We start from the raw sequence: 13,068 nt of genomic DNA on the forward strand, positions 1-13,068 counted from the left end.
GGGAGCTGGTCCTTGGGGTGGTTCACGCCGTCCAGGCGGCGGATATCCTCCAGAATGATGGCCTTTACGAATATAGAGCATCACGCCGTAGATGACTGAAATCGGGTTCAACGCCAAGTCCCGGGCGTTCGCTCAGCGTCATCCGGCCGTTGGCCACCTCTGGCGCGCCCCGGGCAAGTTGAACCGTATTGTAGTTGTGCAGGTCCGTGGTGTTGAGCAGGCAGGCCGGCGGTGTGCTGGCCGCCAGGTGGGCATAGGCAGCTGTCGCGATGCCGCTTCCCCAAGCGTCCTCGATTGTCATCGGAATGCCCGAAGCCACGCACAGATCACGGATCACCCGTGAATGGGTCAGGCCGCCGAACTTGCTGACCTTGAGCGACATCGCATCCATGGCGTCATCGCGCAGCGCCCGCTGGACATCCGACACCGAGGTCAGGCTTTCATCCAGCTTCATCGGATGCCGAGCATGGCCACGGACGGACAGGCATTCCTCGTAGCTCGCACAGGGCTGCTCCAGGTACAGATCAAGTCCCTCAGCCGAACGGGAAAAGCGTACCGCCTCGTCCCGGCGCCACGCACCGTTCACGTCGCCCACCCAGATCTCGCCCGACTCCCGCAGGTCCATCAGGGCGTGCACGAGATCCCGGTCAGCCTCGATATCATGGCCCAGCTTGATCTGGAAGCTGTGAAAGCCCCGTTCCCGGAAGTCCCGGAAACTCGCCCTCATCTCAGCCGGCTCCGCCAGCGACACAATCCGGTGCAACGGCATGGACACATTCAGAAGCCCGCCCAGCAGGGTATACACCGGCAGCCCGCTCGACTTGCCCAGCAGATCCCAGCACGCCAGATCAATCGCCGCCTTGGCCACCGCCTGCCCATTAAGCGCCTGGTCCATCTTCCGCATAAGCCGGGTAGTGTGGCGGGGATCCTCGCCGATCACAGTCGGCGCCAACGCCTCCAGACAGGATGGTAAGCCACCTGCAAACGCCGGCATGTAGCTGGGGCCGCAGGGGCAGACCTCACCATAGCCCTCCAGCCCGGTATCCGTGGTGAGAACGACCACCGTACTGGTGAACTCCGTATAGGAGCGGCCGCCAGCAAACGAATAGGCGGGACCGTTATAGGGGAGTTCACCAGTGTAGACCGAAAGGGTTTCAACGCGCATTCCAGCCTCCGTAACCGGCCATTGAAACCCTCAGTGTAACCGCGAAGCAGACCTTACGCAGTCGGCAGCCGATACGTACACATCTTGCAGGTATTGCCTTCCTCGATCTGGTAGGGCGTGTCATAGAAGCTGACCAGCTCCCATTCACCCTTCACCTCGAGATCCAGCATCTTCTTCCGGTAGCCGTATTCCTCGTAGGCGCCTTCGCGCACGGTGAACACGATCGTGCCACCCGGGCGGGTGACGCGGATCAGCTCATCAAAGCCCTCAGCGCTTATGTGGCCATAGGTGAAGGTGCCCGTGCAGACCACCGCGTCATAGGCGTTGTCATCCAGCGGCAGGCGTTCCTTCATGTCCGCCTGGATCAGCTTACGGTAGACGTTCTTGGTTTCCGCCTGGTCCAGCATGTCCTGGGAGTAGTCCAGCGCGTCCATGGTGCGGTAACCCAGCCTGGCCAGCTCCTCCCCTACCAGGCCCGTACCGCTGCCGGCGTCCAGGATCACTGCATCATGATTCCCGCCAAGCGCCTGATCCAGGGCCCTGGCGCTGGTGATGTGAGCCACATAGCCCAGCTCTTCCAGATCGCTGTCGTAATCGGCCGCCCAGTCCTTGTAGGCGTCCATCAGCTTTTCGTGGTCATCCGCCGTGTAGACCTTGTTGAGGATCTCGGTCTTGGTGATGGTCCTGTCCGTCATAGGGTCGGGTTCCTTATTCTCGTTCAAGCATGTCTCTGACCGAGCCACTATAGCAGGGTCGACCTGTACCGGCTTAAACCATGCTTGCGATTAAATCGCGCGCTATATAAGATGCGTGGCATGACTGATCGCAACGACTCACAGGAAAGCCTGCTGGCACTGGACCGACAGGTCTGCTTTGCCCTGTACTCGGCGCAGCTGGCCATGAGTAAGGTGTACCGGAAACTGCTGCGGGAACTGGACCTGACCTACCCGCAGTACCTGGTCATGCTCGTGCTGTGGGAACAGGACGGCCAGACCGTCTCCGGCATCGGTGAGCGGCTCTTCCTGGACTCGGCCACCCTCACCCCCCTGCTCAAGCGGCTGGAAGGGGCGGGCCTGCTGCAACGCCAGCGCAGCCGCCAGGATGAGCGGCAGGTGGCCGTCGTGCTTACGGAACAGGGCCACAAACTGCGCGAGAAAGCCGAAGCGGTGCCGGAGTCCGTCATGTGTGCCACGCAGTGCAGCCCGGATGAGCTGGAACGGCTGCGCGACGACCTGCACAACCTGCGAGAGCGTCTGGCCAGCTGAGGCATTTTTTTGGATTATTTAAATCGTGCACGATTTAATAGCGTGCTATCAAAGCGAAAGAGAGAGGAGAAATCATCATGGGTGCAGAAAAAATCCTTTATCAGGCCCAGGCAACCGCCAGCGGCGGCCGTGACGGCAAGGCCACGAGCGACGATGGCCAGCTCAGCGTCAAGCTCACCACGCCCAAGGAACTTGGCGGTGCCGGTGGTGAAGGTACCAACCCCGAGCAGCTCTTTGCTGCCGGCTACTCCGCCTGCTTTATCGGCGCCCTGAAACTGGTCGCCGGCAAGGCCAAGGTCGAGCTGCCGGAAGAAACCGCCATCACCGGTCAGGTGGGCATCGGCCCGGAGGGCGAAGGCTTCGGCCTGGCGGTTACCCTGAACGTGCACGTACCGGGCTTCGAGCAGCAACAGGCCGAGGAGCTCGTGCACAAGGCGCACCAGGTGTGCCCCTACTCCAACGCCACCCGGAACAACGTGCCGGTGGAGCTGGTGGTAACGGTCTGAAGCACCGATACCCCGGCTCAGGGTCGCCGCAAGGCGGCCCTATGCCCTCGTCGCCACCAGCATCTCGGTTGCCCCCTTCTGGAACCGGTAATCCACCGGCTCGAGCGACGTCCGTATTCCCTCATCAGCCAGCGCCGCCATGACGGCGTCCAGATGCCTGGAGTGATGCCCGTCCAGGGCCACCAGCGGAAAGACCCGCACTTCCTTCGCCACCCGACAGAGCTCCCGCATGCCCTGCAAATGCCCTTCTTCATCCAGATGGTCGCTGTAGAGAAACAGGTAATGGGAACAGAGCGCGAGGTCGAAGGCCGCATCCTCAAACGGGAGATCAGGCAGCGCCGCATCACAGTAACGCCCCTGCTCACACCCCTCGGTAAAATCGGCAAGGAAGTCCGTCATCGCCGCCATCCGGACCTCGCCGAGCTGCTCCACGGTACCGAGTTCATCCCACAGGTAATTCGAAGCGTTGGCCCACACCTTCGCCATGATCTCCGGATAGACCGCATCCACCCGACGGCGGATCGCTTCCGGGCTGAAACGGTAAACCGGGTCGCAGGACACCACCCGGCAACCCCGGGCCGTGAGCGTGGCATTGAAGCTGGCAGAGCCATCTCCGCAGCCGAGGATGCGCTTATCCAGGTCGGCGGGTGCCAGGTTGAACATCCGCTGGTATTCCTCGAAAGAGCGCCCCCAGGGGACGACATGATCCAGTTCCACAACAACGCTCCCTGTTTCCGACCAACATGAATAGGATCAGGTCTCTTCCTCCCAGATATCCACCAGGAATCGCCCGATGGAGCCTATCAGCATGAGGAAGGAACCAATGATGAACAGCCAGACCCCCAGCACTTTGTACGCCTCCAGTGACGGGAGGAAGAGGGCACTGCCAATGAAAAACGTCAGGTTGCCGAGCAGGCCCAGCGTCAGGTGAACCCAGCTGTAGTCCTGCACCAGGACCTTGATGGCGTTTCGCGTATCACGCTCGATATCCAAAAATCCGCCTCCTGCGTCGTCTGCCTGGCGCCAATCATGCCTAAATCCATGCCCTCACCGCCAACGGTTCATGGCTTCCAGCTGGGCTCGCATCCGCCGCACATGGCTGCCCTCCCAGAACAGCTGGCAGCAACTCGAACAGGCCCAGACACTCTGCCCGTCCAGCCAGATGGAACCGGGGTAGTAATGCGCCACCTCCCATTCGCTCGCCTCGTGCAATGGCGTGTTGCAGTTCTTGCAGCGGGTGAACGGCGCCCGGCACCAGTCCAGGTCCAGACGCAGGGTCAACTCCCGGAGACGGGCCCCGTCATCCTGACCCTGCAGATAGATGACATAGCGGGCCGCATCGGCGAACGCCAGAAGATCGGAATCAGCGGTAAGCAGCCAGCGCCCTTCGGCACGCGCCTGAGCCATCAGCTGATCGTCCGGAAGCCCTGGCGTGGGCACCGCGGTATCGTACCCCGCAACGCGCAGCCATTGGGCGATGCCATTGAGCATTTCGTCGCAGAGTATTCGCAAAGGCACCCACCCCGCTTGTGGATACAGCTTGTCCGGGTTGTTCAATCCGGATAGCATTAAAGTACTGCGGTTCATGGAGTCAACATGACAACTGAAGCATTGAGCCACCTCCGCTCCCAGATCTCGAACCTTTCTGAGTCAGAGCGTGCCGAATTGGCCCGTGAGCTCATTATGAGCCTGGATGGCCCGCGCGATGACTCGGCTGAACAGGCGTGGAACGAGGAAGTCGTTCAGCGTGCGTCCCGTGTCCGAGAGGGTAATGCCCGGTTGCTGACCCGTGATGAATTCCGGCAAACAATGAGGGGCAGGCTGGGCGAATAACAGTGAGAACAGTAAGGATACTGGAAGAGGCCTCGCAGGAAGCAGAAGAGGCAGCCGCATGGTATGAATCCGAACAGCCAGGCCTTGGCGCCGAGTTTTTCACGGCTATCGACAGGGCTCTGGATATTATTGAAGAAAACTACCTTCCTTTATCAGCCCTTCCTGGCGAAGCGGGTAATTCGGGTGCGAAGCGACTCATGCTCGACCGCTTTCCCTATGATCTCGTTGTTATCGAGATGGTGACGGAGGCGGTTGTGATTGCCATAGCCCACCATTCCAGAAAACCGGGATATTGGCGCAACAGAGACTAGTTCCACGTCCGCCGCTTCAACAATGTAATTGCCCCTGTGGCATCCAGGCCAGAAATCGCCCATTCATCCTATCAAGCGCCCCCGGAATGCAATGAGACATTCGGCGCTCCCTTCTGAAGCAACGCGGTCGTTTCAGCAACCACACCTTCGACGACTTCCTGAGCCGACTGCACCCGATCAACCAGATCCACCGCTTCACCCACGATCAGCGGCGCGAGTTCGAAATCCGCATTCTCTATCGCGGCCTGGAAGCGTTCGCGTTCCTCGGTAAGGTTGTCTTCCAGGTGGGACAGATCGCCATGCCATTGGTCGGTCATGCGGTTGCGCAGGCTGCGCAACGTGTAGGGTTCCGGCCAACCGTAGCCCCTTAACCGATCGAATACGGAACCGCGAACCGTGTCGTCACCATGGGCGTCAGCCGCGCCCGCCTTGGCGATGGGATGCGCCAGGGATTCCTCGGTGGCGTAGAAGCGGCTGCCCATCAGGACCCCACTTGCCCCGAGCATCATGGCCGCCGCTGCGCCGCGCCCGTCCGCGATACCGCCGGCGGCGACCACGGGGACAGAGCCAACGGCATCGACCACCGCAGGAACCAGGGGCAGCGTGGCCCGGTTCGCGCCGTGCCCACCGGCCTCGGTGCCCTGGGCGATGATGACGTCCGCCCCTTCATCGACGGCCTTCTTTGCTTGCTCCACGGTCTGGACCTGTGCCAGCAGGCAGCAATTGGCTTCCCTGATCCGCTGGGCAAACCCGGCTAGTTCCCCGAACGACAGCATCATGGCCCCGGGCTGATGCGCCAGCACCTGGTCGAGCAGTTCCGGCTTCTGCTTCAAGCTCCAGGTGATGAAGCCAACGCCAACGGGCGTGTCAGCCGCGTTGGCCAGCTCCCGCTCAAGCCACTCCGCATCACCGTAGCCACCCCCGATCAGGCCCAGCCCACCGGCCTCCGAGACCGCCGAGGCCAAGTGCCCACCAGCGACCCACGCCATTGGCGCGGACAGGATGGGGTGGCGGATGCCGAGAAGGCGCGTAAGCGGTGTTTCAAGGGTTTGTTCGTTCATGGACATATCAGTCATCAGTGGATTCAACCAACCTTACCGCGACACCGGAGAATCTCATCGTCACTCCCCTTCCTTTCGGGTTTTTACCATGGCCAGCACCCCTGAATCGCCCCTCTCTTTTATCTCAAATCCCAACGCTTGATAAAGCCGAACCGCCGCTCTGTTCGATTCATACACATTAAGCGTGAAGTATTCGGCAGGCTGGCTCGCGTAACCAATATCCACAAGAGCCGCGCAAAGGTCCCGGCCAACACCCTGGCCCCGGAGCCTGGGCTCAACAATCAGGCGCGCCAGATGAAGGGCGTTGCCTCCTCTGGATAAAACCTGGCCAAACCCAACGACTTTGGAAGCAGGATCAACCAGAACATAAGCGTTCTCGTCAAAGGCCTCCATATCTCGCCATGCCGTTTCAGGCGTTGCGGGATACCGTATATTGGGCCCCGCCCACATAAGGCACTCATGTTCACCATTGACCCAGCCAAGCACCGTTAAAAGATCTGATTGCTGAGCGGCACGCACTTCCATGAAAACCATCTCTGCTAGCCCCAGTCTGGAGTGATATGGGCACTACAGGCCGCCTCCTAACGAATTCCTGTAAGCGAGACTACTCCGACTTCAAGACTGCAAGCGCACTATCCACCACCCGGTCCGGGTCTGCATTGGGGTTGGCGGCCACCGAGCGGAACCAGTACTCGTCGCCCACCTGCGTGAGAGACACAAAGGCGCCCTGCATATGCTCCCGAACCGTTTCGGCCGAGCTATGGCGGGGGCGCCACAGCACAACGCCGGTTTCAGGCTGCCCGAAAAGTGCCAGCTCCGGTTCCTCAGCAATGCGAGACGCCAGCTGTTCCGCCAGTTCCATGCAGTGCTCAATCCGCTCCGCGATACCTTCCCTGCCCCAGGCCAGCAGTGTTGCCGCCAGGGGCAACGCCGTTGCCCCGTGTGAGCCCAGCAGGCCTACATTGGGAACAGCCAGGTAACCCCCACCGAAGCTCATCGCCTGATGCGCTTCTTCCGGTTTCTGAAACAGCACGAGCGCGCTTTCCTTTGGCTGAAAAAGCCATTTGTGGGCAGACACCGCTACGGAATCAGCATCCTGGATACCTTCAAGCAGCCCCGCATGACGGGTCAGGCGAAGCGGACCGGCCCAGGCAGCATCCACATGGCGCCACGCCGCCTCCGGGAACGCATCCAGTGGATCGATCGCCCCGGCCGCAGCCGTGCCAGCTGTAATAACCACGGCCGCCTCGCCCAGGTCGATCCCGTTGAGCGCCTCCGACCGTAACCGCTGCTCACTGTCCACAGGCACTTCATGAAAAGCCAGGTTCAGCAGCGACGCCGCCTTCCGGATGCTCAGGTGCACCACCTCACTGGCAACAACCCTGCGCACCCCCTTGAGCTCCCGCGCCGCCCACAGGGCCGTCAGATTGGCCAGGGTGGAACCGGGGACCAGATGTCCACCGTTCATGCCGAAGAAGGGAGCGAGCCATCCAACCACTATCTCTTCCAGGTCGCGCGCGCCACTGCCGGTATCCTGATGCAGAAGATTCTGGTTACAGGACGCGGCCCAGAGCGCCCCTACCCAGGAGACCCAGGGCGTCGGCGGGTCCATGTGCGCGAAATAGCCCGCATGGCCCAACCGGGCTGCCGGGGGGAAGAAGCCATCCGCCAGTTGCATCAGGGCTGGCTCGCCTCCAACCCCCTGTGCGGGGAGTTCGGAGGGCAGGTTGAAAGAAGGTGAAGCGGCTGATACGGACTGCCCTGATGCAACGCGCTCCCCGAGCAGGGACAACGACCTGGTCAGCTCGTCCGACTGAAATGCGAAATCACCGTCCATTGGTTTACCTTCGGCCATAAAGCGGTTATCTATCTGTTCCTGTTACGACTTCTGCTCTAACAAGATAGCTCTACAGGGGACAGCAGGAAAGGCCCCAACGCCCCCCACACCCCGCCCAATGGTCGTAATTACCGAAACGTTCTGGCATACTGTCGCGCCTGTAGACGACAGGAATGCTTTCCCGCACCCCGGCACGCCGCGAGCGTGGCGGGGTGCTACCGCTTAGAGGGGTGCGCCCCGAACAACCATCCGCACCCCCGGGCCGCCTCGCTGCCCTTTCATCCCGGCAGCCGCGCGCCGCAACCGATTTGAAACATCTGAAAGTGAGGTCATCGTGAGTAAAACCTACACGGATCTGTGCCCGGCCCGGCTTGTTGAGCTGGCGCTGGAAAGGAATGAGGGCAAACTCGCCTCCAATGGCTCACTGGTGGTGACCACCGGCGAACGCACCGGTCGCTCCCCGGTGGACCGCTTCATTGTTGAAGAGCCCAGCACCGTTAACCAGATCGACTGGGGCAAGATCAATCACCCCTTCGATGCGGACCGATTCGATGCGCTCTGGGAGCGCGTGAAGACATACCTGGGTGAGCATGAGCACTTCACCTCGCACGTGCACGTGGGCTCGGACCCGAACTACTACCTGCCGGTGAAGATGACCACCGAGACGGCCTGGCAGAATCTGTTCGGCCTGAACCTCTTCATCCGCCCTGATCAGTACAACCCCATCGACAACCCGGAATGGGAAATCCTGAACGCGGCGAACTTCGAGTGCGTGCCCGAACGCGACGGCACCAACAGTAACGCCACCGTCATCATCAACTTCGCGCGCAAGCGCGTGCTGATCGCGGGCATGCACTACGCCGGCGAGATGAAGAAGGCCATGTTCTCGGTGCAGAACTTCCTGCTGCCGGACCATGACGTGCTGCCCATGCACTGCTCCGCCAACGTGGGCGATGACGGCGACGTGTGCCTGTTCTTCGGTCTTTCCGGTACCGGCAAGACCACCCTCTCGGCCGACCAGAGCCGCCACCTGATCGGTGACGACGAGCACGGCTGGGGAGAAGGCACCGTCTTCAATCTGGAGGGTGGCTGCTACGCCAAGACCATCGACCTGACGCGCAAGAACGAGCCCATCATCTGGGACGCGATCAAGTTCGGCGCTCTGGTTGAGAACGTGGTGGTGGATGAGGCGACCCGTGAGCCGGACTACACGGACACCTCCCTTACCGAGAACGGCCGCTGCGCCTACCCGCTGGACCATGTTGAAAAGCGGGTGGTGGAGAATCGTGCCGGCGAGCCCAAGCACATCATCTTCCTGACCTGCGACATGACCGGCGTGCTGCCGCCCGTGTCCATACTCTCGCGCGAATCCGCGGCCTACCACTTCCTCAGTGGCTACACCGCACTGGTGGGCTCCACGGAGATGGGGTCCGGCGAGGGGCTGCAGTCCACCTTTTCCACCTGCTTCGGAGCGCCCTTCTTCCCGCGCCCGGCCGGCGTCTACGCCGAACTGCTGATGAAGCGGATGGACGCGTTCGACAGCAAGGTCTTCCTCGTGAACACCGGCTGGACCGGCGGCCCCTACGGTGTGGGCAAGCGCTTCTCCATTCCCACCACGCGGGCCATCATCAATGGCATCCAGGATGGTGAGCTGGACGACGTCGAGACCGAGCATCTGGAAGACCTGAACCTGGACGTGCCGACGTCGGTACCGGGCGTTGAGACCAAGCTGCTCAACCCACGCAACACCTGGGATGACCCGGCCGAGTACGACAAAAAGGCTCAGGAGTTGATCAGCCAGTTCGTCGAGAACTTCAGCAAGTTCGACGTGCCGGATTCGATCGTCAACGCCGGCCCGAAGCTGCGTCAGTAAGCCCGCCTCCGCGCCCTGTCGGGCGCTCAAGCGGAAAGGCCCCGGTCGTGTGATCACGCCGGGGCCTTTTTCATTCAGGCGAACCTGTCACAGGGCGTAGAGAAGCAGGGGCACGAACGCCACCAGCACCAGCGCTGTCCCCATCACCACCATGGGCATGACGATGCGTTCATGACGCTGGTAGAAGCTGCCACCACTGGCCTCCGTGCGCGCCAGGCGCACCTCCTCGTCACCCACCACCTGCCGCGTAAGCAGGTGATTGAGGGAAACGGGCGGCGTCAGGTAGCCCAGCTCGAACGCCACCAGCGTCACCATCCAGAAGTGTACCGGGTCGATTCCGCTCTGGTAGGCGAAGCTCGCCACCGTGGCGCTCACCAGGATGACGGCGCCGAAGGCATCCATGATCATGCCCAGACCCACCAGCAGCAGCACCATAAGGCCCATGGCCATCCAGGGGCTCGCCACGCTGTCCGGGAACAGGTCCATGAGTTCGGCGCGCTCAATCACGCCGCCCAGGCTGATGGAGAGCCCGAACAGCAACAGCAGTGCCCCGATCTCGGCGGTGGTATCACTGGTGGCGTGGCGCAGGCTTGGCTCAAAGCCGCTGTGCGCCTGGCCGCCGGCGGTCTGCGGCAGCTCCCGGCCCCGGAAGCGGATGGCCTCGAACACCAGGATGCTGAGCAGCATGACGGGCAGGATCCGTGGCGCTGAGAATTCGTCCAGGCCAACGCCCAGCCCCCAGCTGTAAGCCAGAACCACCGCGGCGACCACCAGAGCATAGGGAATCAGCGGCCGCAGGGCCTGGAGCATCTCTGGAATGGCTTCACCCAAAGGCGCCAGCTTCATCTCGCTCTGGCGGTTGAACAGCATGGTCACCAGGAAGAACAGAACCGCCGAGAGCGCGAAGACAATTGCCCCCCAGCTGAAAAGCTCATCCGTTGTGACTTCGCGGTTGAGCATCGCAATGACCACAACCAGCAGGCAGGGCCGCAGCACAACGCCCATGGAGCCGGACATCGCGGTGGCGGCCAGGGCCAGCTGACGGCGGGCACCAGCGGAACGCAGTTCGTGGTAGATCACGGCACCGGCAGCGATCACGAAGATACCGGAGGCACCGGTATAGGCGGTTGGGATGGCGGCAACCACAACGGCCACTGTCGCCAGTAGCTCCGGCGGCATGCGCAGGGGCCGGAAAATGTCGAACACCAGGGTAGCCACCCGTGTCTGCTTGAGCATCATGCCCGCCCAGACGTAGAGCGCTACGTTCACGAAGATTTCCGCGTGCTCCATCAGCGCGCCCAGGTAGACACCGATGCCCTGCATGTAGCCGAAACTCAGGAAGTAGGCCCCGGAGATGAAACACATCACCGAATACAGCGGAATGGTGGGCAGCGCCTGCAGGATGCTGCCGCCGGTGCGCAGATCTGTTGGTTCACGCAGCAGCCGGTAGACACTGGCCATACTCAGTACGGCAAAACACAGCACCCAGAGCAGGTTCAGCATGTCTCGCGCCGCCGGCACCACATCCATGGCCTGCTGCACGTGGTTGCGGTAGATCCAGCTGGAGGCCAGCAGCATCATGTTGGCGATGGTCTGGGCGCTGTAGGAGACCCGGTAGTCCGTACGGGTCTCGATGCCCCGGATGGCGATCTGGTGCCGCCCCAGGGTGGCCGTGGCCGCGCAGATGGCGACCAGCAGGATCAGCAACGGCCGCTGCCAGTTGAGCCCGACCGCCGTCAGTTCCGCCAGACCCTGCTCCATGCTGCGGTACAGGCGCACCGGGGTCGTGATCCGTTCCTTCGTTGCCTGGTACTGGAGATGGTCAGCCTCACAGGCCCGCTGGGCCGCGATCACCGAGCGCCGAATGGCCTCGCGATCCACCTCGGACTCGCCGAGCAGGCCCGCGATCTCGTCGTCCATCCTGCGTTCCGCCAGACGATCCACTTCGGACTCGACGTCCACCATGGGGTTGCAGTCCGGGCGCTCCGGGTCCTCCCTCAGCTGGTAGTAGCCGGACCAGAAATACTCCCCAAGCTGGAGCGCCTTGTTGTGGAAGTCCGTGGTCGTGGCGAAGAACACGAACAGCAGCAGAATCAGGCAGGCCGGCAGCGAAGAGAACCATTCGATGCCGGTACGGCGTGGCAGACCCATACAACAACCCTGGTCAGTTGGTGGCTTCAGCCCTCAGAGCGAGCGCATTCCGCACGTGAGGGTTCCACCCGGCAGCGGATGCCGCGCATCAGCTTCAGGGCCGTCTCGTCGAATTCGCCTTCCTCGCGAAGCTGCTGGCGCACCTCGCGCAGCATGGCGTTGTACTCCCGGCGCTCCTGTTCCGTCGGCCGCATCCAGTACTTCTCCTTCACCTTGGACTCGGCATCCTCAATGATCCCGTACGCCTGATCCACCCGGCTGAAGGCGTAGTCGCGCACCTGGTTCACGTACTCATCCGGAAAACGATCGCGCCGCACGATGATCTGGAAGTTCATCTGCGCCAGGGTGTAGTCAAGGATGGCGCCGTCCTCGCCCAGGCCCTTGTAGAGCTCCAGGGGCTCGTAGGCCACGGCGGGAGCGTAGGCGGCGTCCACGCTGCCATTGTTGAAGCGCCCGGAAAAGTTGGAGGTGCTGGAGCCCACCACGGAGGCCCCCACGTGCCGGACCATGGTGATGGAGGCCTTGTCGTGGTCCAGGGTGGCGATGCGCTTGCCCTGGAGATCCGACACGGTGTCGATCGAGCGGTCATCCAGGAAGAGGTAGACCGCACCCGCCGGCAGTACCCCCACCACTTCGTACTTCTCGGTCTGGAGGTACTGGCGCGCGTTATCCTGACTGAGCACCTGCATCAGCATGCGCATCTCTTCCTCGCCGGGGATGGCCCCCATGGCCTCCAGCGAGCCGGTGAAGCGGTTGAAGTCCCGGGCCATGGTGCCGGTCAGCAGCACCGAGTCGCACTGACCATTGCGGAATTCCTCGGCGGCGATCTTCTCGCTGGTGTAGGCTCGCATGTCCAGCTCCACACCGCGCTCCAGCGCCATGGGGCGGGCGGACTGCATCAGCTCGAACAGCGGGCCGTTGGCGCCCACCGGGTCGAACACGCAGAAGCTGCGCTTGATCACCTCTTCTTCCTGGGCCGTGGCATTGACCGCGGTTCCAAGGGTCAGGGCGGCCAGCGCGCTGATCAGTGTGCGTTTCAGGGTCTTCATGTCCATTCCTCCGGCGC

General features: G+C 62.1%; 15 protein-coding genes. 5 read left to right on the forward strand and 10 right to left on the reverse strand.

Annotated elements, in window-relative coordinates; genetic code table 11:
- Positions 1-64 precede the first annotated feature (64 nt).
- Together F3089_RS06865 and F3089_RS06870 are read right to left on the reverse strand one after the other, a co-directional pair.
- Positions 65-1,165, reverse strand: coding sequence for a mandelate racemase/muconate lactonizing enzyme family protein (locus F3089_RS06865; protein ID WP_151440090.1), 1,101 nt, complete (start codon positions 1,163-1,165; stop codon positions 65-67).
- Between the two features lie 53 nt (positions 1,166-1,218).
- Entirely contained in the window at positions 1,219-1,860 is a 642-nt protein-coding gene (locus tag F3089_RS06870) for a class I SAM-dependent DNA methyltransferase (protein ID WP_151440091.1), read from the reverse strand.
- 111 nt (positions 1,861-1,971) lie between these two features.
- On the opposite strand from F3089_RS06870, the gene F3089_RS06875 reads away from it, so the two are divergent.
- Entirely contained in the window at positions 1,972-2,430 is a 459-nt protein-coding gene (locus F3089_RS06875; RefSeq protein WP_502707328.1) for a MarR family winged helix-turn-helix transcriptional regulator, read from the forward strand.
- 77 nt (positions 2,431-2,507) lie between these two features.
- The gene (locus F3089_RS06880) at positions 2,508-2,936 is read left to right on the forward strand and encodes an organic hydroperoxide resistance protein (protein WP_151440093.1); all 429 of its coding nucleotides are present in this window, start codon (positions 2,508-2,510) and stop codon (positions 2,934-2,936) included.
- A 39-nt stretch (positions 2,937-2,975) separates the two neighbouring features.
- On the opposite strand, the gene F3089_RS06885 is transcribed toward F3089_RS06880, so the two are convergent.
- From F3089_RS06885 to F3089_RS06895, 3 genes are read right to left on the reverse strand one after another with little or no spacing between them, the layout of a single operon-like run.
- Positions 2,976-3,653, reverse strand: coding sequence for a class I SAM-dependent methyltransferase (locus F3089_RS06885; protein WP_151440094.1), 678 nt, complete (start codon positions 3,651-3,653; stop codon positions 2,976-2,978).
- Between the two features lie 36 nt (positions 3,654-3,689).
- Entirely contained in the window at positions 3,690-3,929 is a 240-nt protein-coding gene (locus F3089_RS06890) for a YrhK family protein (protein WP_225741702.1), read from the reverse strand.
- 54 nt (positions 3,930-3,983) lie between these two features.
- A complete protein-coding gene (locus tag F3089_RS06895) occupies positions 3,984-4,448 on the reverse strand; it encodes a Mut7-C RNAse domain-containing protein (protein WP_192497291.1) in 465 nt (154 codons plus the stop codon).
- A gap of 84 nt (positions 4,449-4,532) precedes the next feature.
- Between F3089_RS06895 and F3089_RS06900 the strand changes: the two genes are divergently transcribed.
- Together F3089_RS06900 and F3089_RS06905 are read left to right on the forward strand one after the other, a co-directional pair.
- Positions 4,533-4,769 (forward strand): addiction module protein, encoded by a 237-nt coding sequence (locus F3089_RS06900; RefSeq protein ID WP_151440096.1) that lies wholly within the window; start codon positions 4,533-4,535, stop codon positions 4,767-4,769.
- A 2-nt stretch (positions 4,770-4,771) separates the two neighbouring features.
- Complete coding sequence (locus tag F3089_RS06905; protein WP_151440097.1) at positions 4,772-5,080, forward strand: hypothetical protein; 309 nt, start codon at positions 4,772-4,774, stop codon at positions 5,078-5,080.
- A 71-nt stretch (positions 5,081-5,151) separates the two neighbouring features.
- On the opposite strand, the gene F3089_RS06910 is transcribed toward F3089_RS06905, so the two are convergent.
- The 3 genes from F3089_RS06910 to F3089_RS06920 all read right to left on the reverse strand — a co-directional run bounded on the left by F3089_RS06910 (position 5,152) and on the right by F3089_RS06920 (position 7,978).
- The gene (locus F3089_RS06910; RefSeq protein WP_151440098.1) at positions 5,152-6,156 is read right to left on the reverse strand and encodes an NAD(P)H-dependent flavin oxidoreductase; all 1,005 of its coding nucleotides are present in this window, start codon (positions 6,154-6,156) and stop codon (positions 5,152-5,154) included.
- 45 nt (positions 6,157-6,201) lie between these two features.
- Positions 6,202-6,666, reverse strand: a complete 465-nt coding sequence (locus tag F3089_RS06915; RefSeq protein ID WP_192497292.1) for a GNAT family N-acetyltransferase — start codon at positions 6,664-6,666, stop codon at positions 6,202-6,204.
- 79 nt (positions 6,667-6,745) lie between these two features.
- On the reverse strand, positions 6,746-7,978 hold the full coding sequence (locus F3089_RS06920) for a pyridoxal phosphate-dependent decarboxylase family protein (protein WP_192497293.1): 1,233 nt from the start codon (positions 7,976-7,978) through the stop codon (positions 6,746-6,748).
- Between the two features lie 334 nt (positions 7,979-8,312).
- Between F3089_RS06920 and F3089_RS06925 the strand changes: the two genes are divergently transcribed.
- Complete coding sequence (locus tag F3089_RS06925) at positions 8,313-9,851, forward strand: phosphoenolpyruvate carboxykinase (RefSeq protein ID WP_151440101.1); 1,539 nt, start codon at positions 8,313-8,315, stop codon at positions 9,849-9,851.
- A gap of 87 nt (positions 9,852-9,938) precedes the next feature.
- Here F3089_RS06925 and F3089_RS06930 read toward each other — a convergent pair whose 3' ends face one another.
- Together F3089_RS06930 and F3089_RS06935 are read right to left on the reverse strand one after the other, a co-directional pair.
- Positions 9,939-12,002 carry a TRAP transporter large permease subunit gene (locus F3089_RS06930; RefSeq protein WP_151440102.1) on the reverse strand — a complete coding sequence of 688 codons (2,064 nt, stop codon included), beginning with the start codon at positions 12,000-12,002 and terminating at the stop codon, positions 9,939-9,941.
- A 26-nt stretch (positions 12,003-12,028) separates the two neighbouring features.
- A complete protein-coding gene (locus F3089_RS06935; RefSeq protein WP_151440103.1) occupies positions 12,029-13,051 on the reverse strand; it encodes a putative solute-binding protein in 1,023 nt (340 codons plus the stop codon).
- Between the last annotated feature and the right edge of the window lie 17 nt (positions 13,052-13,068).

This window comes from Halospina sp. K52047b (assembly GCF_008709855.1).
GTDB lineage: Bacteria > Pseudomonadota > Gammaproteobacteria > Pseudomonadales > Oleiphilaceae > Halospina > Halospina utahensis_B.

What these genes read in the sequence shown, in the direction of transcription:
- F3089_RS06865 (WP_151440090.1), bottom strand. Translation starts at nt 1,165, where the DNA reads ATGCGCGTTGAAACCCTTTCGGTCTACACTGGTGAACTCCCCTATAAC.
- F3089_RS06870 (WP_151440091.1), bottom strand. Translation starts at nt 1,860, where the DNA reads ATGACGGACAGGACCATCACCAAGACCGAGATCCTCAACAAGGTCTAC.
- F3089_RS06875 (WP_502707328.1), top strand. Translation starts at nt 1,972, where the DNA reads ATGCGTGGCATGACTGATCGCAACGACTCACAGGAAAGCCTGCTGGCA.
- F3089_RS06880 (WP_151440093.1), top strand. Translation starts at nt 2,508, where the DNA reads ATGGGTGCAGAAAAAATCCTTTATCAGGCCCAGGCAACCGCCAGCGGC.
- F3089_RS06900 (WP_151440096.1), top strand. Translation starts at nt 4,533, where the DNA reads ATGACAACTGAAGCATTGAGCCACCTCCGCTCCCAGATCTCGAACCTT.
- F3089_RS06910 (WP_151440098.1), bottom strand. Translation starts at nt 6,156, where the DNA reads ATGACTGATATGTCCATGAACGAACAAACCCTTGAAACACCGCTTACG.
- F3089_RS06915 (WP_192497292.1), bottom strand. Translation starts at nt 6,666, where the DNA reads ATGGAAGTGCGTGCCGCTCAGCAATCAGATCTTTTAACGGTGCTTGGC.
- F3089_RS06920 (WP_192497293.1), bottom strand. Translation starts at nt 7,978, where the DNA reads ATGGACGGTGATTTCGCATTTCAGTCGGACGAGCTGACCAGGTCGTTG.
- F3089_RS06930 (WP_151440102.1), bottom strand. Translation starts at nt 12,002, where the DNA reads ATGGGTCTGCCACGCCGTACCGGCATCGAATGGTTCTCTTCGCTGCCG.
- F3089_RS06935 (WP_151440103.1), bottom strand. Translation starts at nt 13,051, where the DNA reads ATGAAGACCCTGAAACGCACACTGATCAGCGCGCTGGCCGCCCTGACC.